19 protein-coding genes, 1 tRNA gene and 2 pseudogenes are annotated in these 21,855 nt (G+C 71.3%); 16 read left to right on the forward strand and 6 right to left on the reverse strand.

The window, feature by feature from the left end; translation table 11 throughout:
• Nucleotides 1-95: 95 nt before the first annotated feature.
• Genes Msi02_RS06115 through Msi02_RS06130 form a run of 4 tightly spaced genes read left to right on the forward strand, consistent with a single transcriptional unit; the run spans nt 96 to nt 4,576 of the window.
• On the forward strand, nt 96-1,046 hold the full coding sequence (locus Msi02_RS06115) for a phosphotransferase family protein (protein WP_204047426.1): 951 nt from the start codon (nt 96-98) through the stop codon (nt 1,044-1,046).
• Nucleotides 1,047-2,252 carry an acyl-CoA dehydrogenase family protein gene (locus Msi02_RS06120; protein WP_204047427.1) on the forward strand — a complete coding sequence of 402 codons (1,206 nt, stop codon included), beginning with the start codon at nt 1,047-1,049 and terminating at the stop codon, nt 2,250-2,252. It begins immediately after the preceding gene.
• 6 nt (nt 2,253-2,258) lie between these two features.
• Nucleotides 2,259-3,431 carry an acyl-CoA dehydrogenase family protein gene (locus Msi02_RS06125; protein WP_204047428.1) on the forward strand — a complete coding sequence of 391 codons (1,173 nt, stop codon included), beginning with the start codon at nt 2,259-2,261 and terminating at the stop codon, nt 3,429-3,431.
• Nucleotides 3,428-4,576 (forward strand): acyl-CoA dehydrogenase family protein, encoded by a 1,149-nt coding sequence (locus Msi02_RS06130; RefSeq protein ID WP_204047429.1) that lies wholly within the window; start codon nt 3,428-3,430, stop codon nt 4,574-4,576. Before Msi02_RS06125 ends, Msi02_RS06130 begins: the two co-directional genes overlap by 4 nt.
• Here Msi02_RS06130 and Msi02_RS06135 read toward each other — a convergent pair whose 3' ends face one another.
• The gene (locus tag Msi02_RS06135) at nt 4,577-5,224 is read right to left on the reverse strand and encodes a TetR/AcrR family transcriptional regulator (RefSeq protein WP_204047430.1); all 648 of its coding nucleotides are present in this window, start codon (nt 5,222-5,224) and stop codon (nt 4,577-4,579) included.
• A 152-nt stretch (nt 5,225-5,376) separates the two neighbouring features.
• Here Msi02_RS06135 and Msi02_RS06140 point away from each other — a divergent pair, with 152 nt between their 5' ends.
• Nucleotides 5,377-6,144 carry a nuclease-related domain-containing protein gene (locus tag Msi02_RS06140; protein ID WP_204047431.1) on the forward strand — a complete coding sequence of 256 codons (768 nt, stop codon included), beginning with the start codon at nt 5,377-5,379 and terminating at the stop codon, nt 6,142-6,144.
• Between the two features lie 60 nt (nt 6,145-6,204).
• Here the strand turns inward: Msi02_RS06140 and Msi02_RS06145 are convergent, their stop codons facing one another.
• Nucleotides 6,205-7,572 carry a vWA domain-containing protein gene (locus Msi02_RS06145; RefSeq protein WP_204047432.1) on the reverse strand — a complete coding sequence of 456 codons (1,368 nt, stop codon included), beginning with the start codon at nt 7,570-7,572 and terminating at the stop codon, nt 6,205-6,207.
• Nucleotides 7,569-8,414, reverse strand: a complete 846-nt coding sequence (locus Msi02_RS06150; RefSeq protein ID WP_204047433.1) for an AAA family ATPase — start codon at nt 8,412-8,414, stop codon at nt 7,569-7,571. The genes Msi02_RS06145 and Msi02_RS06150 overlap by 4 nt, the downstream gene beginning before the upstream one ends.
• A 103-nt stretch (nt 8,415-8,517) precedes the next feature.
• Between Msi02_RS06150 and Msi02_RS06155 the strand changes: the two genes are divergently transcribed.
• Nucleotides 8,518-8,594: transfer RNA gene (locus tag Msi02_RS06155), tRNA-Lys, on the forward strand.
• Here the strand turns inward: Msi02_RS06155 and Msi02_RS06160 are convergent.
• Nucleotides 8,557-9,054: an MmyB family transcriptional regulator gene (locus tag Msi02_RS06160; protein WP_204047522.1), complete on the reverse strand. Its 498-nt coding sequence runs from the start codon at nt 9,052-9,054 to the stop codon at nt 8,557-8,559. The two genes, Msi02_RS06155 and Msi02_RS06160, sit on opposite strands and share 38 nt — an antisense overlap.
• A 349-nt stretch (nt 9,055-9,403) precedes the next feature.
• Here Msi02_RS06160 and Msi02_RS06165 point away from each other — a divergent pair, with 349 nt between their 5' ends.
• The 4 genes and pseudogenes from Msi02_RS06165 to Msi02_RS06175 all read left to right on the forward strand — a co-directional run.
• Complete coding sequence (locus Msi02_RS06165; protein ID WP_204047434.1) at nt 9,404-10,018, forward strand: SDR family NAD(P)-dependent oxidoreductase; 615 nt, start codon at nt 9,404-9,406, stop codon at nt 10,016-10,018.
• Nucleotides 10,019-10,193: 175 nt separating this feature from the next.
• A pseudogene (locus Msi02_RS44760) lies at nt 10,194-10,310 on the forward strand (transposase); the annotation flags it as partial.
• Nucleotides 10,311-10,492: 182 nt separating this feature from the next.
• Nucleotides 10,493-10,705, forward strand: a complete 213-nt coding sequence (locus Msi02_RS43020; protein ID WP_239108159.1) for a helix-turn-helix domain-containing protein — start codon at nt 10,493-10,495, stop codon at nt 10,703-10,705.
• Nucleotides 10,706-10,726: 21 nt separating this feature from the next.
• Nucleotides 10,727-11,677, forward strand: a pseudogene (locus Msi02_RS06175) (RNA-guided endonuclease InsQ/TnpB family protein); the annotation flags it as partial.
• 235 nt (nt 11,678-11,912) lie between these two features.
• On the opposite strand, the gene Msi02_RS06180 reads toward Msi02_RS06175, so the two are convergent.
• The gene (locus Msi02_RS06180; protein ID WP_204047435.1) at nt 11,913-12,788 is read right to left on the reverse strand and encodes a DUF4429 domain-containing protein; all 876 of its coding nucleotides are present in this window, start codon (nt 12,786-12,788) and stop codon (nt 11,913-11,915) included.
• 96 nt (nt 12,789-12,884) lie between these two features.
• The gene (locus tag Msi02_RS06185) at nt 12,885-14,810 is read right to left on the reverse strand and encodes a Xaa-Pro dipeptidyl-peptidase (protein ID WP_239108161.1); all 1,926 of its coding nucleotides are present in this window, start codon (nt 14,808-14,810) and stop codon (nt 12,885-12,887) included.
• Nucleotides 14,811-15,051: 241 nt separating this feature from the next.
• Here Msi02_RS06185 and Msi02_RS06190 point away from each other — a divergent pair, with 241 nt between their 5' ends.
• Genes Msi02_RS06190 through Msi02_RS06215 form a run of 6 tightly spaced genes read left to right on the forward strand, consistent with a single transcriptional unit; the run spans nt 15,052 to nt 21,852 of the window.
• A complete protein-coding gene (locus tag Msi02_RS06190) occupies nt 15,052-16,080 on the forward strand; it encodes an SIS domain-containing protein (RefSeq protein WP_204047437.1) in 1,029 nt (342 codons plus the stop codon).
• 1 nt (nt 16,081) lies between these two features.
• Nucleotides 16,082-16,906, forward strand: a complete 825-nt coding sequence (locus Msi02_RS06195; protein ID WP_079320473.1) for a PfkB family carbohydrate kinase — start codon at nt 16,082-16,084, stop codon at nt 16,904-16,906.
• Nucleotides 16,903-17,700: an ATP-binding cassette domain-containing protein gene (locus tag Msi02_RS06200; RefSeq protein ID WP_204047438.1), complete on the forward strand. Its 798-nt coding sequence runs from the start codon at nt 16,903-16,905 to the stop codon at nt 17,698-17,700. Before Msi02_RS06195 ends, Msi02_RS06200 begins: the two co-directional genes overlap by 4 nt.
• Complete coding sequence (locus tag Msi02_RS06205) at nt 17,697-18,776, forward strand: ABC transporter permease (protein WP_204047439.1); 1,080 nt, start codon at nt 17,697-17,699, stop codon at nt 18,774-18,776. The genes Msi02_RS06200 and Msi02_RS06205 overlap by 4 nt, the downstream gene beginning before the upstream one ends.
• 41 nt (nt 18,777-18,817) lie before the next feature.
• Entirely contained in the window at nt 18,818-19,801 is a 984-nt protein-coding gene (locus Msi02_RS06210) for a substrate-binding domain-containing protein (protein WP_204047440.1), read from the forward strand.
• Nucleotides 19,798-21,852, forward strand: coding sequence for a hydantoinase/oxoprolinase family protein (locus tag Msi02_RS06215; protein WP_204047441.1), 2,055 nt, complete (start codon nt 19,798-19,800; stop codon nt 21,850-21,852). The genes Msi02_RS06210 and Msi02_RS06215 overlap by 4 nt, the downstream gene beginning before the upstream one ends.
• The last annotated feature ends 3 nt before the right edge of the window (nt 21,853-21,855 follow it).

Here is a 21,855-nt window from a genome sequence, read left to right on the forward strand (position 1 = left end):
GGCCGCGGGCGGATGGCCACTTGGGGCGGAACGGCGAGGACCACTTCGCCGTGGCCGTGTCGACATACATACCGTCTGGTCGGTACGCTGACGGCGTGAACGCTGACCCGCCCGGCCTCGACCTCACCCGCCTCGCCGAGCACCTCCAGCGCGAGGGCCTGACCGAAGGGCCGCTCACCGCGGAGCTGATCGTGGGCGGCAAGTCCAATCTGACGTACGTCGTCAGTGACGGCACGAGCACCTACGTCGTGCGGCGGCCGCCGCTCGGGCACGTCCTGGCGACGGCGCACGACATGGGCCGCGAATACCGGGTCATGAGCGCGCTCCAGGACACGGGTGTCCCGGTGCCGCGCACCTACCATCTGTGCCGGGACCCCGAGGTCGTCGGCGCGCCCTTCTACGTGATGGAGCACGTCGAGGGCGGGCAGCCGCCGCTCACCCCCGCCCTCGCCCACGGGCTGGTGGACGTGCTGGCCGCGCTCCACTCGATCACCCCCGACAGCGTGGGACTCGGCGACTTCGGCAGGCCCGACGGCTTCCTGGAGCGGCAGGTCGCCCGGTGGAAGCGGCAGCTCGACGCCTCGCGCAGCCGAGAGGTGCCCGGCATCGACGACCTCTACGAGCGGCTCGCCCGCGACGTGCCCGCCTCCGGCAGGCCGGCGATCGTGCACGGCGACTTCAAGCTGGGTAACACGCTCGTCGCCGACGGCGAGGTGCGGGCCGTGCTCGACTGGGAGATGTCCACGCTCGGCGACCCGCTCACCGACCTGGCGCTGTTCCTCCTGTACGGCGAGGTCTCCTCGCTCGACCGGGGCTCGGCCGGGGAGGTGCCGCCCGGCGCCGAGCTGGCCGCGCACTACGGAGAGGCGTCCGGGCGCGATCTGTCCCGGCTCGGCTGGTACGTCGGCCTCGCCTGCTTCAAGCTCGCGGTGATCGCCGAGGGCATCCATTTCCGATACACGAAGGGGCTCACGGTGGGGGAGGGCTTCGCCGAGGTCGGCGACCAGGTCGCCCCGATCGTCGCCCGCGGGCTCATGGAGGTCTGAATGGACTTCGGGTTCGACGCGACCACGAACCGCTACCGGGAACGGCTGCTGGAGTTCATGGACGAGTGCGTCTACCCGGCCGAGCACGCCTTCCACGAACAGGCCGCCGCCAGTGGCTGGAGCCCGCCGCCGATGCTGGAGGACCTCAAGGCCGAGGCCCGCTCGCGCGGCCTGTGGAACCTGTTCCTTCCGGGAGAGCAGGGCGCGGGGCTGACCAACCTGCAGTACGCGCCGCTCGCGGAGATCATGGGCAGGTCACCCGCCATCGCGCCGCCCGCCACCAACTGCGCCGCCCCCGACACCGGCAACATGGAGGTGCTGGCGGAGTTCGGCAGCGAGTGGCAGCGCAAGGAATACCTGGAGCCGCTGCTGGCCGGCGAGATCAGGTCGGCCTTCGCGATGACCGAGCCCGAGGTGGCCTCCTCCGACGCGACGAACATCGCGACCTCCATCAGGAGGGACGGCGGCGAGTACGTCATCAACGGCCGCAAGTGGTTCATCACCGGCGCGATGAACCCCGGCTGCCGGGTGTTCATCGTGATGGGCAAGACCGATCCCGAGGCGCCCAAGCACCGTCAGCAGAGCATGGTGCTCGTCCCGCGCGACACGCCCGGTCTCACCGTACGGCGCGGCATGACCGTCTTCGGCTACGACGACGCCGACCACGGCGGGCACGCCGAGGTGGTGTTCGAGGACGTACGGGTGCCGGTGGACCACCTGATCGGCGAGGAGGGCGGCGGGTTCGCCATCGCCCAGGCGCGGCTCGGGCCGGGGCGCATCCACCACTGCATGCGGCTCATCGGCATGGCCGAGCGGGCCGTGGAGCTGATGTGCCGCCGGGTGCTGACGCGGGAGGCGTTCGGCAAGCCGCTGGCCCGGCAGGGGGTGATCCAGGACTGGATCGCCGAGTCGCGGGTGCGCATCGAGCAACTGCGCCTGCTGGTGCTGAAGACGGCCTGGCTGATGGACACGGTCGGCAACAAGGGCGCGCACACGGAGATCCAGGCCATCAAGATCGCCGGTCCGGCGACCGTGGAGTGGATCCTGGACAAGGCCATCCAGGCGCACGGCGCCGGCGGGATCAGCCAGGACTTCCCGCTGGCGGCGCTGTGGGCGGGCGCGCGCTCGCTGCGGTTCGCCGACGGCCCCGACGAGGTCCACAAGCGGTCGCTGGCCTACCGCGAGCTCAAGAAATACATGGGGTGATATTTCGTGGCATGGGATGAGGCGTCGGTCGCCGAGCGCGCCAGAGCCTTCCTCGCGGCGCACGACCCGGCGGCCATGGACCGCCTGGAGTTCCTGCGCGCCCGGTTCGACGCCGGGCTCGCCTGGGTGCACTTCCCCGAGGGCCTCGGCGGGCTCGGCGCGCCCCGCGAGCTGCAGGCCGTGGCCGACCGGGAGCTGAAGGGCACGCCCGACAACCAGCCGGGCCGGATCGGCATCGGCCTCGGCATGGCCGCCCCGACGATCCTCGCCTTCGGCACCGAGGAGCAGAAGAAGCGCTTCCTGCGGCCGCTGTGGACGGGCGAGGAGGTGTGGTGCCAGCTGTTCAGCGAGCCCGGCGCCGGCTCCGACCTCGCCACGCTGGCCACCCGCGCCGTACGCGAGGGCGACGAGTGGGTGGTGGACGGCCAGAAGGTGTGGACGTCGAGCGCCCACACCGCCCGCTGGGGCATCCTCGTGGCCCGCACCGACCCGGGCGTGCCCAAGCACCGCGGGCTGACCTACTTCGTCTGCGACATGCACGCCCCCGGCGTCGAGGTCCGGCCGTTGCGCCAGATCACCGGTGAGGCCGAGTTCAACGAGGTCTTCCTCACCGGGGTGCGGCTGCCCGACTCGCTGCGGCTGGGCGAGGTGGGCGACGGCTGGCGGGTCGCGCAGACCACGCTGATGAACGAGCGGGTGGCGATCGGCGGGACTCCCTCCCGGCGCACGATGATGGGCGTCGTCGCCGAGACCTGGCGCTCCCGGCCGGAGCTGCGCACCCACGACCTGCACCAGCGGCTGCTCAGGCTCTGGGTCGACTCGGAGGTCATGCGCCTGACGGCCGTACGGCTGCGCGAGCAGCTCGCCGCCGGGCATCCGGGGCCGGAGGGGTCGGGCATGAAGCTGGCCTTCGCCCGGCTGCACCAGGAGCTGTCCGGCATCGAGGTCGAGATGCTGCGCGAGGACGGCCTGGCCTACGACGACTGGACGTTCCGCCGCCCCGACAAGGTCGACTTCATCGGCCGCGAGGCCGGCTACCGCTACCTGCGCGCCAAGGGCAACTCGATCGAGGGCGGCACCTCCGAGATCCTGCGCAACATCATCGCCGAACGCGTCCTCGGCCTGCCCGCCGAGCCGCGCGCCGACAAGGACGTCGCCTGGAAGGACCTCCCCCGATGACGCTGCTGTACACGGAGGTGGAGGAGGAGCTGCGGGCCGCCGTGCGCGACCTGCTCGCCGACAAGTGCTCCCCGTCCGCCGTGCTCGACCGTGCGGAGTCGGGCACGCCGTACGACGCGGAGCTGTGGAAGGCGCTGGCCCGCGACATCGGCGTGGCCGGGCTGCTGATCCCCGAGGAGCTCGGCGGCTCCGCCTCCCACCACGGCGGCGCCTCGGCCCGCGAGGCCGCCGTCGTGCTGGAGGAGCTGGGCCGCGCCGTCGCGCCCGTGCCGTTCCTGAGCAGCGCCGTCCTCGCCACCCAGGCCCTGCTGACGGCCGGGGGAGACGTGGCGGCCGAACTGCTGGGACGCCTGGCCGCCGGGGAGGCGACGGCCGCGCTCGCCGTGTCGTTCGCCGCCTCGCCGTACGCGCCGCCGGCTCCGGTGGCGACCCTCGGAGAGGACGGAACGGTCACCGGCACGGTCACCGGGGTGATCGGCGCCGAGGTCGCCGACGTCCTGCTCGTCCCGGTACGGCTGGCACAGGGCACCGGGCTGTGCGCGGTGGAGGCGTCCCCGGAGGTCCGGGTCACACCGGTCACCTCGCTCGACCTGACCCGGCCCATCGCCACGGTGTCGTTCGCGGCGGCGCCGGCGCGGATCGTCGCCCGCGCCGACGGGCTGGAGGTGCCGTGGGTGTGGGAGGCCCTGGCACGCGGCGCCGGGCTGCTCGCCTCGGAACAGCTCGGCGTCGCCGAGTGGTGCCTCACCACGACGGTCGCGTACGTGAAGGAACGCCGGCAGTTCGCCCGGCCGGTGGGGTCGTTCCAGGCGGTCAAGCACCGGCTGGCCGACCTGTGGCTGGAGGTCGTGGGGGCCAGGGCGGCGGCCCGCAACGCGGCCGCCCGGCTGGCGGAGGCGCCCGCGGCGGGACCGCTCGGCGACGACGCGGCGGTGGCCGTCGCGGTGGCGCAGGCCCACTGCGGGGCGGTGGCGGTGCACGCCGCCGAGGAGTGCGTGCAGCTCCACGGCGGCATCGGGATGACCTGGGAGCACCCGGCGCACCTGTATCTCAAGCGGGCCAAGGCCGACCAGATCGCGCTGGGCACGCCCGGTGACCACCGCGAGGCGCTGGCCGGTCCTGCGGACCTCCCGGCGCCCGCGTAGTCAGGGCCGCAGCGAGTTGAGCAGGAGGTCGGCGAAGTGGCGGCCGACCTCCTGGCCGGTCAGCGGGCCGTCGGGGTGATACCAGGTGCCGAGGTGGTGGACCGAGCCGAAGAAGAAGTCGACCACCATCTCGGCGGGGATGTCGTCGCGGAAGACGCCGTCGCGCTGTCCCTCGACGACGAGGTCGCGGAACCGCTCGTGGTAGCGCCGCCGCTCGGCCCGCACGCTCTTGTACGTCTCCGGCGCGAGCTGGTGCATCGACCTGAAGAAGATCTTGGAGTCGTCCAGGTTGTCGACCGTGGTCACCACCACGTCCATCGCCGCCGCGTGCAGCCGGTCGGCCACCGCGCCCTCCGCGTCGGCGAACCGGTTGAGGCGCTCCATCTGCAGGCGCAGCACCCGGGCGTAGATCTCGTGGAGCAGGTCGTCCTTGGAATCGAAGTAGTGGTACATGGCGCCCTTGGTGACTCCGGCCGCCGCCACGATCTCCTGCACCGACGTGCTCTCGAAACCCCGCTCGGCGAACAGCCGGGTGGCCTCGGCGAGCAGGCGCTGCCGCACCGGCTCCTCCAGGGACCCGTTGGCGGGGCGCTCCCCGTTCACGCGATCCCCCGTTACGCGGTGCTCTCCGGCTGCGCGGCGGGCCATGCCGACCTCCTTCGTCTCTCGGGTCAAGCATACCGACTGGTCGGTCAAGCGTCGGCACTGGCGTAATTGCGCTACTTCCCTCACCTTAGGAGGGTTGGGATTCCCGCTCGGGTATCCCGGAGAAAGCCGCATGCCTAGTGTGGGGGGTTCGCGTGCCGAATGGGTCCATTTACGTCCCGAGGGACGAGAAGTTCACCGGCGCCTCGCCGCAGAACCTGTACGAGACGTTCTGGTTCGCCGGACGCAAGAACCGGATCCGGGTGCGGGCCGCGATCACCTTCGCGGGGTTCGTCGTCGGCAACCTGGTGGGCCCGCGGCTCGGGCTGAACATGTTCGCCGCCGGCCTCGTGCTGGCCGCCCTCGCGGGCGGCACCGACCTGTTCATCGCCTGGCGCCTGCACGAGCGTACGGCGGTGTGGCGGGGCAAGCGGCGCGGCGAGGTGCGCACCGGACGGCTGCTGCGTCTCGGGTTGCGCCGGCACGGCTACCGGGTGATGGACGGCCGGGCCGTGCCCGGCGAAGCGTCGATCGACCATCTCGTCATCGGGCCGGGCGGCGTCTGGATCGTGGACAACGAGGCGTGGTCGCCCGACACCCTGATCGCGCGCTACGGCGAACGCCTCTTCTTCGACGAGAAGTTCGGCACCTCGGTCGCCAAGGGCCTCATCTCCGCCGCAGGTTCGATGGCCGCGCTGCTGACCAAGGAGACCGGCATCGAGGTCTCCATCGCCCCGGTGCTCGCCGTGCACGGCGGGAAGATCAAGGCCAGGGGAGGCGTGCTGTACGGGGAGGGGCTGACCGTCGCCTACCCCGGCAGGGTGGCCCGCTGGATCCGCACCCACGGTTCCGCCGAGTTCACCGAGGAGCAGATCGAACTGCTGGCCCGTACGGCGGCCCGCATCCTGCGCCGCATGAGCTGAGCACGCGGACGCGGGCCGGAATCGATTCGGGCGAAGGGTCTCGATTCGGGCTGGCGTCTCTCAGGCCAGCGTCTCGACGAACGCGGCGAGCTGGGCGACGTTGCGGCACTCGTGCATGGGGACGACCGAGCCGTACGACGTGGCGAGGGAGTCCCCGGTGTCCCACTGGGCCCGGGGCTCCGGGTTGAGCCAGTAGGCGTGCCTGGCCTGCCCGGCCAGCCGCTTCAGCGTGCCCAGCGCCGGGACCTGGTAGTTGGACCTGGCGTCGCCCAGGATCAGCAGCGACGTCCGGGGACCGACCGCGTCGGGGAAGCGTTCGGCGAAGCGCTCGAAGACGTGGCCGTAGTCGGTGCGGCCGAACCTGACGATGTCGGCCTCCTCCGTCAGGCGTGCGATGGCGTCCAGCACGTCCGCGCCCGGGGCGAACAGGCCGGTGATCTCGTCCACCGTGTCCACGAACGCGAACGCCCGCACCTTGGTGAACTGCTCCCGCAGCGCGAACGTCAGCAACAGCGTGAAGTGCGAGAACGTGGAGACCGAGTCGCTGGCGTCGCACAACACGACCAGCTCGGGCCGATGCGGGCGGGGCGGGCGCAGGTGGGTGGTGAGCGGCACCCCGCCCGTGGACAGCGAGGCCCGCACGGTGCGCCGGAAGTCGAGCCGCCCGCGCCGCCCCCGCTTCTGCCGGATCGACAGCCGGGTGGCCAGGCGGCGGGCGAGGGGATAGACCTCACGCCGCAGCCGGGCCAGCTCCTCCCTGGTCGCGCGCAGGAAGTCGACCTGGTCGATCGGCGGCCGGACCGCCGACCTGGCGATCTTCTCGACGCCGGACTCCTCGGCGATCCTGCGGCGTACGTCGGAGGCGACCGCCTCGGTGAACGCCTCGATGGTCCGCGCGATGTGCCACCGGGCGACCTTCTCCGGCAGGCCGCCGCGCTCGTCGAGCATGGCCGTCAGCATCCGGGCCACCAGCGTCTCCGGCGACAGCGCGCGCAGCACCGGGAAGGAGAACCACGACTGCCTGCCGGGGGCCGCCTGGACCTGTCCGAACCGCCCGACCATCGCCCGGGCGAACTCCCGGAACGCGGGATCGGCCGGATCGCCCATCAGCAGCTCGGCCAGCCGCTCGCGCAATTCCGGCAGCTCGCGCGGCTCGGCGCCCTCGGTGACGGCGGTGCCCTCGGTGCCGCTGATCACCGGCGGGAACCACAGGTCGAAGAGCAGGTCGAATCCCGGCCGGTGCGCGGGCCGCTTCACCAGCGTCGCCGCGTACGCCTCACGCAGCGTCTCCCGCTCGGCCAGGTCGACGACCATGAGCGCGCGGGCCGCGTCCAGCCCCTCGGCCGGGGAGACCGGCAGCCCGGCCTCCCGCAGGGCGTGGACGAACCCCACGTGCCGGTCCACGAGGGACGCCGTATTCGTCGTCATCGGGACGGCAGGCCGAGCTCCTTGGCGGCCCGCACCTGGTCGGAGTTGTGCTTGAGCACCACGCCCAGCGTCTCGCCGATCAGCGCCTCGTCCAGCTCCGTACGGCCCAGCGCGAGCAGGGTGTGCGCCCAGTCGACCGTCTCGGCGATCGACGGCGACTTCTTCAGCTCCAGCGCCCGCAGCGTGGCCACCGTACGGGCGAGCTGGTCGGCGATGCTCGCGGGCAGCGCGGGCACCTGCGCGAGCAGGATGTCGCGCTCCCGTTCCGGCGTGGGGTAGTCGAGGTGGAGATAAAGGCAGCGCCGCTTGAGCGCCTCCGACAGCTCCCGGGTCGCGTTCGAGGTCAGCACGACGTACGGCCGGCGCTCGGCGGTGATCGTGCCGAGCTCGGGGATCGTGATCTGGTAGTCGGAGAGGATCTCCAGCAGCAGTCCCTCGACCTCGACGTCGGCCTTGTCGGTCTCGTCGATGAGCAGCACCGTGGGCTCGTCGCTCCTGATCGCCTTCAGGAGCGGGCGCTCCAGCAGGAACTCCTCGGAGAAGATGTCGTCCCAGGCGCCGTCGTCGGCCTGGATGCGCAGCAGTTGCTTCTTGTAGTTCCACTCGTACAGCGCCCGCGCCTCGTCCAGGCCCTCGTAGCACTGCAGGCGGATCAGCCGCGCGCCGGTCGCCTCCGCCACGGCCTTCGCGAGCTGGGTCTTGCCCACTCCCGCCGGTCCCTCGGCCAGCAGCGGCTTGCCCAGCGCCCCGGCCAGGAACACCGATGTCGCGATGCCGTCGTCGGCAAGGTAGTCGACGGCCGCCAGCCGTCCCCGGACCTCGTCAGGCGAGGCGAACCACATGTGCGCTCCCAACCGCTGATACCGAATGTTGTTCTACTCTAGCCCGGTTTCGACTGCTCTGATTTGGACTGCTCTGAGGTGTGCGATAACCTCTAAGGGCTTTGCGCCGCTAGCTCAGTTGGTTAGAGCAGCTGACTCTTAATCAGCGGGTCCGGGGTTCGAGTCCCTGGCGGCGCACCACGTCGGAAAGCCCAGGCCGTTCGGCCTGGGCTTTCCGCGTTACCCGGGTGGCGTGCAGGGACGCGAGCAGCTGGAGGCGCTCGGCGTCCGCCGTGCCGGGCTCGGCCGTGTAGACGAGCAGGACCGGCCCGGGATTGCCGGGCAGGGGATAGACGTCCCAGTCGACGGTGATCTCGCCCACCTGAGGGTGCCGGAACAGCTTCGTCCCGTGGACCGTCTCACGCACCTCGTGCCGCGCCCAGAGCCGGCGGAAGTCCGCGCTGCGGATGCTCAGCTCGCCGATGATCGTGGTGGCGCGCGGGTGGGTCGGGTCGGTCGCGACGGCGGCGCGCAACATGCCGATGTACTGCAGGGCGGTCGTCTCCCAGCCGGGGCAGCGCGCACGGGTCCCGGGATCCTCGAACAGCGCCATGAGCATGTTCCGCCGCCCCGGCGGCAGGGTGTCCGGATCGCCGAGCAGTGCCTCGGCGAGCGCGTTTCCACGCGAGCACGTCGAGGTGCCGGCCGAGCACGACCGCGGGAGTGCTCATGACGTGCAGCAGGCGCCGGGTGCTGTCCGGCACGCGTTCCGGGGCCCGGCGGGTGCGGACGGCCGCCGGCCGCCTTGCGCCGGGGCCCCGGCTCCAGCCCGACGTCCTGCGGGCGCAACCGGCCGCGCCGGGCACGCAGGAAGTCGCCGAGCTCACGGGCGTACGGATGGTCGACGGCCATAGCGACAGTCTGCCGGTGCGGTCCGCGCCGAAGGTAGGTCTGGCGTTCCCAGGCAAACGCGTACGACCGAATCCCGGCGGCCCCGTCCTAGCGTCGGCGTGGTCCTCCTCGGCCCCGCCCGCACGACGGCCGACGGGTTCGAGCTTCAGCTCGGCACCAACATGCTCGGCCACTTCGCCCTCACGGGCCTGCTGCTCGACGATCTCGGCCGAGCGGACGCCGCACGGGTGGTCAGCCTCAGCTCGATCACCCACAAGAACGCCCACCTCGACTTCGACGACCTGATGTCGCGGCGCGACTTCAACGCCAGTCGCGCGTACGGCCGTTCCAAGCTCGCCACCACCGTCTTCGGCCTCGAACTCGACCGCCGCCTGCGCGCCGCGGGTTCGCCGGTCGTCAGCGTCATCGCCCACCCCGGGCTGTCCAGAAGCAATCTCACCCCCCGGGCCTGGGAGCACCGCGGCCGGCTCGGGCGGATCTTCGCCCGAGCCGGGCTGCTGGCGACGCAGCCGGCCGAGCGGGGGGCGCTGCCCCAGCTCTTCGCCGCGACCGCGCCCAATGTGCGCGGCGGTCAGTTCTTCGAGCCGTCCGGCCTCTGGGAGATGCGCGGCCGGGTCGTGGAGGTCCGTCCCAGCACGGAGGCGGCCGACCCGAGTGTCGGGCGGCGCCTGTGGACCGCCGCCGAGGCCCTGACCGGCATCACCTACCTGTGACCCGCAGGCGTGTCAGCCGTTCGGGGGCCGCCATCAGAATCTCGGTAGGGGGCCGTCGCCTTCAGGTGACGGGGAATGCCGTCTCTGACTGGTTTTCTCTCCGGGCTCATCGCGAGTTCCTTTCCCTGGTGGATTAGATGGGCGGTGCTTTCATAGTGATCGTGTGACTCGTCAGGTGCGCGCCTCCCCCGGCGCGGCCCATGACCTCGGGTACCACGTGGTGTGGTGTCCCAAGTACCGTCGTCCCGTTCTGGGTAGCCGGGTGAAGGCCCGCCTTGAGGAGCTGATCCGCGGCCTGCTTGGGCTGACCGGTGATTCCGCGCTTCCTCCACGTTCAGCACCCTCCAAGATCTCGGAGGGGTCAGTTTTCAGGATCCGCCGACACTCCCCCCGGGTTTTGTCGTCGCCTTCCGGTAGCGTAGTGATTTGATTACTCAACGTAGGACTGAACGTGGGAGGACCGGGGAGGTGGGTGTGCGCCGATCGTTCAAATTCCTGCTGCGCCCCACGGCCAGGCAGGCCGCCTCGCTCGCCGCCTGCCTTGAGGATCACCGCCAGCTCTACAACGCCGCCCTGGAGCACCGGCGGACCGCCTACCGTAGGGCCGGCGTCACCGTTCGCTACGGCGACCAGTCCGCGGAGTTGAAGCACATCCGTGCCGATGACCCTGCCGGTCAGGGCCGGTAGTCGTTCTCCTCTCAGCAGGCCACCTTGCGCCGGTTGGACAAGGCGTTCCGCGCTTTCTTCGCCCGGATCCGCGAAGGGCACGTGCCGGGGTTCCCCAGGTTCAAGGGGCGCGGCTGGTTCGACACGGTGGAGTGGCCCAAGGACGGCGACGGCTGCCGGTGGGACTCTCAACCCGGACACCCCACGGCGACGTTCGTCCGTTTGCAGGGCATCGGGCACGTTCGGGCGCACCGGCACCGTCCGGTGCGGGGCCGGGTGAAGACGATCAGTATCAAGCGGGAGGGTTCCCGCTGGTATGTGATCTTGTCGTGCGATGACGTCCCCGCCGAGACCTTGCCTGCGACGGGGGCGGCCGTGGGCGTGGACATGGGTGTGGCATCGCTGGTGACCACCAGCGACGGGGACCCCCTGGCCAACCCGCGCCACCTGGAGGCGTCGGCGGGACGTCTGGCGGCGGCCCAGCGGGCTCTGGCCTGCAAGAAGCGGGGGTCCAAGCGGCGGCGTAAGGCGGTGGCGAGGGTGGCGGCGCTACACGCGAAGGTCCGCCGCCAACGTCTTGATACCGCGCACAAGGCAGCGCTCACGCTGGTCCGCGGCTATGACGTGATCGTGCATGAGGACCTGCGGATCGCGAACATGACCCGCTCCGCCGCCGGCGCGATCGAACGACCCGGGCGGAACGTCGCGGCCAAATCCGGGCTGAACCGGAGCATCCTGGACGCGGGTTGGGGGGTGTTCCTGCGGGTCCTCGCGTACAAGGCTGAAAGCGCCGGTCGCGAGCTGATCGCAGTTGATCCCCGCAACACCTCCCGCACCTGCTCGCGGTGCGGGCACTGTGCGAAGGACAACCGCCTCACTCAAGCCGAGTTCGCCTGTACGACGTGCGGGCACACCGCGCACGCCGACGTGAACGCGGCCACCAACATCCTCAGGGCAGGGCTTGTCCTTCGCGACGCTGCGGAAGCGGCCTAGCGAGAAGCTGCTCCCTTCAGCTTCAGGGAGCGGAGGAGTCACGAGCGTGACGCCCTTGCGCCGGGCCCACCAGGTCAGCTGCTCCAGGTCGCTGTTCTTGCTGCACGCGTAGGCGTACCTGGAGTGCATGTGCAGGTCGGCGTGGAAACGCACGGTGACCTCTCCCGTCGGCTTGACCCTGGATCTACCAGCTTGCCGATCAGGAGAGGTCGAAACACCGTGCGGCGGCCGGACCCTACAGTTCGGCGATGCGGTCCAGCAGCGCCTTCTTCGCCGTGCTGAACTCCTCGTCGGTCAGCACTCCGCTCCGGTGCAGTTCGCCCAGGTCGGTGAGCCGCCGAATCAGCAGGTCCCGGCTCGGGAGGTCACGGCCGTCGGGCGCGGGGGGCGGGAGGGCGGCGGGCGGTTCCGGAGCGTGGCGGGCCAGCCGCGCCAGCACGGCGGCCCCGACGAGCACGCTCGTCCCTCCGAAACGCTGCACCCCCCACGACAGGCAGCGTCGGTCCTCCTCCGGCCGGCCGGTCGGCCCCTCGCCGCGTACGCGGAAACGGAGGCTCCCGTAGGCCAGGCCCGACTGCGGTTTCCACTCGACGCCGGTCAGATCCGACAGCCGGAACTCCTGAGCGCCGGCCGCCTGTTTGACGGCCTTGGCGAATCCGGTCCACTCCAGGCGGACCCGGACGCCGTCGAAGCTCACGGTGCCGTCACCGGCCGTGGCGCTGATCGGCACGGCCGGGCCGGGCAACAGGAAATCGGGACAGGGCTCCTCCGGCACCTGGGCCAGCTGCACCAGGTCGCGGATCTCGCCGGCCATGTATTCCGCCGCGGCCCTGCGCTCCTTGGGGACCGCCAGCCGGTAGGGGTCGGCGGGAGCGGCCAGCAGCCCGGCGCCCACCTCGGTGAGCGGGTCCGCACCGGGCCGCAGTCGCAGCCGCAGGTGCCCGCCCTTGCGCGAGGGCTCGAACACGGCTCCCGCCACGGCCTCCAGCGGCACCACCAGGTCCCCGAGGGTCTTGCGCACCTCGTGGACGTCGCGGCCGCTGCCGGGGGTGATCCTCACCGCCTCGACATCGACCGTCCATGCGCCGTCCTCCACGACGATCTCGGTCATGTCATGACACTACGACGTCGGCGGGAACCGCTGAACCGCTCGGACGCCGGCGCCGGGACGAGGGTCCCGGCGCCGCGTCGGAGGACGATCAGGGGATCAGTAGAGCGTGTTGTCCGGCACCGGCAGATCGATCTGCTGGGGACCGTGCCAGGTGCCCTTGTCCTTGGGAATGTCGCCGCCGTTCAGCGCGTGGCCGACACCGAGCACGAGCGGAATCTCCACCCGGCTCTTGTGCAGGTCGATGGTGACGGTCGTGCCGGTGGCCCGCTCGCCGCTGTAGTTCGAGTCGGTGCCGGCGATCACCAGCCCGATCCTGTGGCCCTTCTTGAAGACGTACTCCTGCGGCAGCGTCTTCCACGTGACCTGCGCGTACGTGCCGGGGGTCAGCGGCGAGGACTCGGAGAGCGAGTCGCGGTTCTGCGCGTCGATCCAGCCGCGGGCCACGACCTCGAGCGGCCGTGTGGCCAGGTTGGTGACGACCTTCCGGTAGCAGGCGTCGTCGGCGGCGGTGCTGTCGCCGTGGCAGTCCTCCTGGGCGAGGGTGGTGATGCCCTGTCCGCGACGCCAATCGACCCGGGTGTCCTCGCCGAAGTCGACGAGAAGCGCGGTCAGGTTCGAGGTCGGCTTGTCGAGCGAGACCCGCAGGTCCACCTCGGGCGTGCCCGACATGCGCAGGTCGCGCGGCAGCTCACCGGTGGTGAAGGCGACCCGGCCGGGCTTGGCCGTGCCGACGTCGGCGACCATCGCGTCCTCCGACTGGCGGATGTCGGTGAAGCTCGCGGTCTCGCCGTTCTTGCCGGGGTTGAGGTTCAGCGAACCGTCGGCGGACGGGCGGAAGAAGTGGGTCGAGGCGGCCGGCGTCGGCCAGTCGCCCTGGGTGATCCACTCGGCCGGGCCGACCTGCACGTCGGCGCGCGGCTCCCGCATGATCCCGTTGTCCACGCCGAGCAGCCAGCGGTCGAACCAGCGGTGCAGCGTGTCGACCCACAGGTCGCGGCGCCCCTCGAAGTCAAAGGGGTCCACGTGCTGATACTGACCGACCCAGATCTTGCGCGGCACGTTCCGGTCGGCGAGCGCCTGCCACCACACCGAGAAGTTGTCGGGCTTGACGTTCAGGTCGTTGACCGTGTGCACGACGAAGACGCTGGCGTGCACCTTCGAGGCGTCGCCGAGCGACCCGGCCACGTAGTCGCGCTCGGCCCAGAAGCCGTTGTAGTTCCCCGTGGCGTCATCGGCGTCGACGTCCAGCCGAGCCCGATTCGCCGCGCACTTGGCGGCCGGGTCGGTGTCGACGACCCGGGACAGGTACGACATGTAGTTGTAGTTGTAGATGACGCCGTTGGAGCGCTGGTACTTGTACCAGGAGCTGATGGCCGAGATCGGGACGATCGTCTCCAGGCCCTCGACCCCGGTCGCCGCGACCGCGTTGGCCAGCGTGCCGTCGTACGACTTGCCGATCATGCCGGCCTTGCCGGTGCTCCAGTCGGCCACCGCGGGGGAGCCGTCGTCGTGGAAGGCGGGGGCGCGGCCGTTCAGCCAGTCGACGACCGCCTTGCCGCCGAGCACGTCGGCCTTGCCGCCCACGTCAGGGCAGCCGTCGGACTTCGTGGTGCCGACCATGTCGACGTTGAGGACGGCGTACCCGCGCGGCACGAAGTAGTTGTCGTAGAACAGAGGGAACTTGGCGGGCTCGCCCGCCGCGTCGTACACCTTGCGCTCGGACTCGTTGCCGCGCCCGGAGTTGTCGTAGTAGGGGCTCTCGTCGATGATCGACGGCACCTTGAGCCCGGGCCCCGACTCCCTGGGCCTGATGATGTCGACCCTGACCCGGTCGAGGCGGCCGTCGGAGTCGCTGTCGACGCTCGACTCGACGTAGACGTGTTCGCGGACGGCGTCGGCGTAGGAGAAGACCGGCTGGGTCCGTCCCTGGTCGACGGTGATGGCCGGGCCGGTGGCCGCGTGGGCCGGGACCGCGCCGATCGCGGTCACGGCGACTGCGGCGATGGCTGCTCGTAACAGCACGGAGAGCCTCCATAGGGGGTGTGGAAATCCTCCGTAAATCACCATGCGTGCCCGTATGGCGACAAGATCCCTTTATGTGATCGACATCACCTTGGTCCTGCTATGTGACACGAGGGGCAAAAACGGCGTGAACCCTTGACTGCTCCCCGACGGTGTTGAGAACCTTCTCACCATCCCGGTGAGAACGTTCTACACGTTCGCGCACCGGTCAGTGAGAACGTTCTACTTGCGGAGTGTCCCCATGACTTCCAAACCCGGCCTGCGCCCCGTCGACCCTCAGCTCAGGGAGGTCATCGGGGGAGCGGTCGACCAGCGCGGCGCCGCCGCGAAGGTGGCGGCGCAGGCGGCCTCGCGCGGAGTGACGGACGTGTTCTTCCTCGGCTGCGGCGGCTCCTGGGCCTCCTCGGTGCCGGCGCACGCCACGCTGTCCGCCTCGGCGACCGGGCTGGTCAGCCACAACATCAACGCCGCCGAGTTCCTGGCCTCCCCCTCGCCCCGGCTGTCGGCGCGCTCGCTCGTGGTGGCCTCCTCCCACTCCGGCGCGACCCCCGAGACGGTGGCCGCCGCGCGCCTGGCCAAGGAGGCGGGCGCGTACGTGGTGGCGGTGGCGACCGACGACGACAACCCGCTCGCCGAGCTGGGGGACGCGGCGTTCACCTACCACAGCGAGAAGACGATCACGGCGGCCAAGCACGTCCTGCTGGGGCAGCTCGTGCAGGAACTGCTCCGGATCGAGGGCGCGGACCTCGACTACGAGACCCTCGAACGCGGCTACGCGGCGCTGCCCGACGCGCTCGCCGCCGCCACCGAGGCGCACGAGGAGCTGTCGGCCACGATCGCGCGGGAGACCGCCGACGCCGACCTGACCTTCGTGGTCGGCGGGGGCAACGCGTACGGCGTCGCCTTCCTGCTCTCGGTCTGCTACCTGATGGAGATGCAGTGGAAGAAGTCGGTCTGCGTGGCGTCCGGCGACTTCTTCCACGGGGCGTTCGAGATGGTGGTCGGCGACGCGCCGCTCATCCTCCTGCGCAGCGAGGACCGCACCCAGGCGATGGCCGACCGGGTGGCCGCCTTCGCCCCCAAGGTGACCTCCCGGGTCTTCACGCTCGACTCGGCCGCTCTCGAACTGCCCGGCGTGCCCGCGGCCGCCCGGCCGGAGCTGTCGGCCCCGGTGCTGGCCAACATCGCCACCCGGCTGGCCGACCACTACGAGTCCGTCACCGGTCACTCGCTCGACGAGCGGCGCTACATGCACAAGATGGCGTACTGAGATGCGGCTGTGCGGAGTCGGCGACAACGTCGTCGACAGATATCTCGACCTCGGCCTCGTCTTCCCCGGCGGCAGCGCCTGCAACGTCGCGGTCCACGCCGGGCGCCTCGGCGCGGAGACCGCCTACCTCGGCTCGATCGGGGCCGACCCGGCGGGCGACCTCGTACGGCACAGCCTGGCCGCCGAGGGGGTCGAGGCCAGATGGTCCCGGTACGGCGGTCACCCCACCCCACGGGCCGACGTCAAGCTCGACGCCGACGGCAACCGGACCTTCGTCGACTACGTCCCGCCTACGGAGGACCTGCGGCTGAGCCCGGCGGACCTCGACTACCTGTCGTCGTTCGACCTCGTCCACACGGGACACACCAGCCTGGTCGAGGAGCAGCTCCCCGACATCGCCCGCGTCACGAAGGTCTCCTTCGACTTCTCGTACAAGGACATGGAGTACGCGCGGGACCTGCTGCCCTCGGTCGGCATCGCCTTCTTCTCCCGGCCCCGGCTCGACCGGCGCGAGTGCGCGGAGTTCGCCGCGTCGGTCCTCGCGCTCGGACCCCGGTTCGCCGTCGTGACCTGCGGAGATCAGGGCGCGTTGCTGGCCGCGGAGGGACGTACAGTGTGGCAGCCGGCGGTCCCCACCGAGGTGGTGGACACGCTGGGCGCCGGCGACGCCTTCGCGGCGCAGCTGCTGGTCGCGCTGCCCGCTGCCCCGGCCGAGGTCGCCATGGCGCGGGCGGCCGCGTACGCCGCCTCGGTCTGCCGTCACCACGGCGGTTACGGCTACCCCGCCGATCTCGACGCCCTCTATCCACCGGAGGAGACCCCATGAAAGACAGCGCCGACCTCGCGGTGCGCGTGCGCGGCGTTCGCAAGCGGTACGGCCACGTCGAGGCGCTGCGCGGCGTCGACCTGGACATCGCCCCCGGGGAGATCCACGCCCTGCTCGGCGACAACGGCGCAGGCAAGTCGACGCTGGTCAAGGTGCTCGCCGGAGCGGTGACGCCGGACGAGGGCACCGTCGAGATCAACGGCGTGCCGCACCGGTTCACCGGCCCTAGGGACGCCCAGGCGGCCGGCATCGAGACGGTCTACCAGGACCTGGCCCTCGCGCCGACGCTGCCGCCGGACGCCAACCTCTTCCTCGGCCGCGAGCCCGCCCGGCCGGGGCTGCTCGGCCGGCTGGGGTTCGTCGACCGCAAGGCCATGCGGGCCGAGGCCGCCACCCACCTGCGGCAGCTCAACTCCAAGATCCAGGACCTGGGCGCCGAGGTCGGCTCGATGTCGGGCGGGCAGAAGCAGGCCGTCGCGGTGGCCAGGGCGGCGATGTGGGGCTCGGCCCTGATCATGATGGACGAGCCGACCGCGGCGCTCGGCGTGGCGCAGACCGAGTCGGTCCTGGAGCTCATCAGGCGGATCCGGGACGAGAAGGGCCTGCCGGTGCTGCTCATCTCCCACAACCTGCCCGACGTCTTCCGCGTCGCGGACCGCTGCACGGTCCTGCGGCTCGGCAGGCGGGTCCTGACCGCGCGCATGTCCGACGTCACCTCGACCGATCTGATCAGGGCGATGACGGGCGCCGACACCCTCAGCCCGACCGGGGAAAGGGCGGCAGAACCGCGATGACCGACCTCGCTTCGCAGAGCACACCGCCGGCCACACCGCGGACCACGCCGCCGGGCGCGCCGCGCAGGAGGGCCGTGCCGCGCCCTCAGCGGCTGTCCGACGCGACGATCCTGCTGCTGCTGATCGCCATCGTGGCGGTCTTCTCGATCGTCACTCCGGCGGGCACGTTCCTGTCGCTGAGCAACGCCGAGTCCATCCTGCTCACGGCCTCGCAGCTGCTCATCCTCTCGTGCGGCATCACGTTCCTGCTCATCGCCGGCGGACTCGACCTGTCCATCGGCTCGATCACGATCTTCTCCGCCGTCGTCGTCGCGAAGGTGATGGGGGCGCTCGCCGGGACGGCGGCGCAGGCGGCGGACTTCCACTATCCGAACCTCGGCGTCGCGATCACCGTGGCGATCGTCTGCGGCCTGCTGGTGGGCGCCGGCTGGGGAGCCGTCAACGGCCTGCTCGCCGTGAAGCTCCGCATCCCTCCGTTCATCGCCACGCTCGCGACCGGCGGCATCGTGCTCGGCCTGGCCAGCGTCTGGACGAACGGCCAGAACGTGCAGAACGTGCCGCTGCCCTTCCAGTCGTCGTTCGGCCTGGGCAAGCTGTTCGAGGTCATCCCGTGGTCCATCGTGATCGCGGCCGTGGTCACCGCGGTCTTCTGGGTCGTGCTGTCCAAGACCCGCTTCGGCCTGCACACCTACGCGATGGGCGCCAACCTGGAGGCGGCCCGCCGCGCGGGCGTCAACGTCAGGCGGCACATGGTCCTGCTCTACGTCGGCACCGGCGCCCTCTGCGGCATCGTGGCCGTCCTCGACGTCGCGCGGTTCAGCACGGCGTCGATCACCAGTCATTCCGGGGACGCGCTGTCGGCCATCGCCGCCGTCGTCATCGGCGGGACGAGCCTGTTCGGGGGACGGGGCCGGATCTCCGGCACCGTGGTGGGCGCGCTCATCCCGGCGGTCCTGCAGAGCGGCTTCGTGATCATGGACGTCCAGCCGTTCTGGCAGAACGTCGCCGTCGGCGTCGTCCTGCTCGTGGCCGTCTACGTGGACCAGGTCAAGATCCGCGCTCAGGAGCGCACATGAGCTTCCTCGCTCGCACCCACCCCTCATCCCGAAGGAACCCGATGAAGCGAACCATCCCCGCCCTGGCCGCGAGCGCGCTGGCGGTCTGCCTGCTGGCCGGCTGCGGCGGAACCTCGTCCGCCGACGACGCCGGAGGCGGGAGCGCCGCCGGCAAGAAGATCGTCATGCTGCTGAACGACCAGTTCGACCCCTACTACCTCACCCTGGTCGCCGGAGCCGAGGCCGAGGCGAAGAAGCAGGGCTTCGACTTCAGCTGGCAGGCGCCGTCCACGCTCGACGTGGCCTCGCAGACCCAGCTCCTGCAGTCCGTCGCCGCCCGCAAGCCGGACGGGATCATCATGTCCGCCCTGGACGCCAAGGCGATGATCGCGCCGATGAAGCAGGTCATGGCGCAGGGCATCCCGATCATCACGGTGGACGCCGACGTCGCCGACCCGTCGGCCCGCCTCGCCACCGTCACCTCCGACGGCGAGGCCGCCGGCCGCCTGGCCGCCCAGACGATGGACAAGCTGCTGGGCGGCAAGGGCAAGGTCGCCTTCGAGGGTTACACCCCGGGCACCTCCAGCACCGACGCCCGCCTCAAGGGCTGGCAGGAGGGGCTGAAGCAGACCGGACTCGAGTACGTCGCCGAGCGCTACGACGCCACCGACCTCACCACCATCGCCGGAACCGTGAGCGCGGTGCTCAAGCGCTACCCCGACCTCGCCGGCATCTTCACGAACTGGACGAACCCCACCCTCGGCGCCGCTCAGGCCGTACAGGCCGCGGGCAGGAGCGACAAGGTCAAGATCGTCGGCTTCGACGCCTCGCCCGACGAGGTGAGCCTGCTCAAGCGCGGCCTGGTCGCGGCGCTGATCATCCAGAAGCCCGGCGACATGGGCAGCAGGGCGGTCTCCGACCTCGCCGCCTACCTCAAGGACGGCACCAAGCCGCAGTCGGTCAGCCTCGACGCGGTCGTGGCCACCCAGGAGAACATCAACGACCCCGCCGTCAGCGCGTACTTCTACAAGGCAGGAAAGAAGTGAGCCAACGCCTCGGAATCGACGTCGGCGGGACCTTCACCGACGTCGTGGTCATCGGGGACGACGGACGCGTCCTCGTCGAGAAGGTCCCCAGCACCCCGGAGAACCAGGCGGGCGGCGTGCTCGACGGCGTCCGCGCCGCGCGCGGCACCCGCGGCGTCGACACCGGCGCGCTGCGGATGTTCGCGCACGGGTCCACCGTCGCCACCAACGCCCTCCTGGAGTTCAAGCTCCCGCCCACCGCGCTGATCGTGACCCGCGGCTTCCGGGACGTCCTGGAGATCGGCACGCAGCTTCGGCCCGCGCTGTTCGACCTCGGGGTCGTCAAGCCGGAACCGGTGATCCCGCGCGACATGGTCTTCGAGATCGACGAGCGGCTCGACCGGCTGGGCGGGGTCGTCACCCCGCTCACCGACGAGGAGATCGACCGCGTCGTGGCCCAGGTCGCGGCGAGCGGCGCCGAGGCGTGCGCGGTCACGCTGCTGTTCTCCTTCCGCAACCCCGCCCACGAGCGCCGGGTGGCCGAGCGGCTGGCCGCCGCGCTGCCCGGCCTGCACGTGGCCGTCTCCTCCGAGGTCGCGCCCGAGATCAAGGAATATCCCCGGGCGTCGACCACCGCGATCAGCGCGGCGCTGCAGCCGCTGGTGGCGCGCTACCTGTCGGCGGTCGAGGCCGGGCTGGACAGCGAGAAGGTCACCTGCCCGTTCTTCGTGATGCAGTCCTCCGGCGGCGTGATGTCGGCCGCCGAGGCGTCGGCCGCCGCGCACAAGATGGTGCTGTCCGGCCCCGCGGCGGGGGTGCTCGCCGCCGCCCGGGTGGCGGAGAACCCGGCGTACGCCAACCAGATCACCTTCGACATGGGCGGCACGTCCACCGACATCTGCCTGATCCACGAGGGCCGGCCGCGCCTGGACCGGTCGTCGCAGTTCGAGGGGCGGCCCCTGCAGGTCGCGCAGTTCGACATCCACACCATCGGGTCCGGCGGCGGGTCGCTGGCCCGGGTGGACGCGGCCGGGCTGCTGCGGGTGGGACCGGAGAGCGCGGGCGCCGTCCCCGGGCCCGCCTGCTACGGGCGCGGCGGCACCCGGCCCACGACGACCGACGCCCAGGTGGTGCTCGGCCGGGTGGACCCCGCGCGGTTCCTCGGCGGGGAGATGACCCTCGACGTGGAGGCCGCCAGGCAGGCGGTGCTGACGCACGTCGCGGAGCCGCTCGGGATCGGCCTGGAGGAGGCCGCGCTGGGCATCCTCGACGTCGCCGACGCCATCATGGCCAGGGGCGTGCGGGTGGTCAGCGTCAACCGCGGCTACGACCCGCGCGACTTCGTGCTGCTGCCCTTCGGCGGGGCCGGTCCCATGCACGCGCTGTCGGTCGCCGAGATGGTCGACATCAGGACCGTCCTGGTGCCGCGCCACCCCGGCACGTTCTCGGCGCTGGGCCTGGCCACCAGTGACCTGAAGTACGACTTCTCGCTCACCGTGGACGCGCCGGTGGACACGCTGAGCCCGGAGGAGATCGAGGGGCTGTTCACCGGCCTGCTCGACCGGGCCCGCGACCGGCTCTCCCGGGTCGAGTCGCTCACCACGGGACAGACCGAGAACCGGCTGGCCCGCTTCCGCTACGCCTGGCAGGACAACGACGTGGAGGTGCTGCTGCGGCCCGGGGCCGTGGACGCGCAGAGCCTGGCCGAGGCGCTCGACCGCTTCCACGCCCAGCACGAGTTCGAGTTCGGGCACAGCGACAAGGAGGCCCGTGTCGAACTCGTCGCCGTCGGCGTCGAGGTGTACGGCGTTCTGCCGCGCACGGCCGCCGCTTCTTCGGAGGAGGCGTCCTCCACCCCCGCCCCGGCCTCCGTACGGCGGGTCTGCTTCCGCGGGGCCGGATGGGTCGACACCGACGTGTACGAGCGGGCGGACCTGAGGCCAGGGGCGGCGTTCAGCGGCCCGGCGATCATCGAGGAGCGCGAGGCGACCACGGTCGTGCCGCCCGGCGCGCGGGCGCGCGTGGACGGCGACGGCAACCTCGTCCTGACTGTGAAGGGAACCTCGGCATGAACA

It is taken from the genome of Microbispora siamensis, from assembly GCF_016863095.1.
GTDB lineage: Bacteria > Actinomycetota > Actinomycetes > Streptosporangiales > Streptosporangiaceae > Microbispora > Microbispora siamensis.

What these genes read in the sequence shown, in the direction of transcription:
- Msi02_RS06120 (WP_204047427.1), top strand. Translation starts at nt 1,047, where the DNA reads ATGGACTTCGGGTTCGACGCGACCACGAACCGCTACCGGGAACGGCTG.
- Msi02_RS06130 (WP_204047429.1), top strand. Translation starts at nt 3,428, where the DNA reads ATGACGCTGCTGTACACGGAGGTGGAGGAGGAGCTGCGGGCCGCCGTG.
- Msi02_RS06135 (WP_204047430.1), bottom strand. Translation starts at nt 5,224, where the DNA reads ATGGCCCGCCGCGCAGCCGGAGAGCACCGCGTAACGGGGGATCGCGTG.
- Msi02_RS06145 (WP_204047432.1), bottom strand. Translation starts at nt 7,572, where the DNA reads ATGACGACGAATACGGCGTCCCTCGTGGACCGGCACGTGGGGTTCGTC.
- Msi02_RS06150 (WP_204047433.1), bottom strand. Translation starts at nt 8,414, where the DNA reads ATGTGGTTCGCCTCGCCTGACGAGGTCCGGGGACGGCTGGCGGCCGTC.
- Msi02_RS06180 (WP_204047435.1), bottom strand. Translation starts at nt 12,788, where the DNA reads ATGACCGAGATCGTCGTGGAGGACGGCGCATGGACGGTCGATGTCGAG.
- Msi02_RS06190 (WP_204047437.1), top strand. Translation starts at nt 15,052, where the DNA reads ATGACTTCCAAACCCGGCCTGCGCCCCGTCGACCCTCAGCTCAGGGAG.
- Msi02_RS06195 (WP_079320473.1), top strand. Translation starts at nt 16,082, where the DNA reads ATGCGGCTGTGCGGAGTCGGCGACAACGTCGTCGACAGATATCTCGAC.
- Msi02_RS06200 (WP_204047438.1), top strand. Translation starts at nt 16,903, where the DNA reads ATGAAAGACAGCGCCGACCTCGCGGTGCGCGTGCGCGGCGTTCGCAAG.
- Msi02_RS06205 (WP_204047439.1), top strand. Translation starts at nt 17,697, where the DNA reads ATGACCGACCTCGCTTCGCAGAGCACACCGCCGGCCACACCGCGGACC.
- Msi02_RS06210 (WP_204047440.1), top strand. Translation starts at nt 18,818, where the DNA reads ATGAAGCGAACCATCCCCGCCCTGGCCGCGAGCGCGCTGGCGGTCTGC.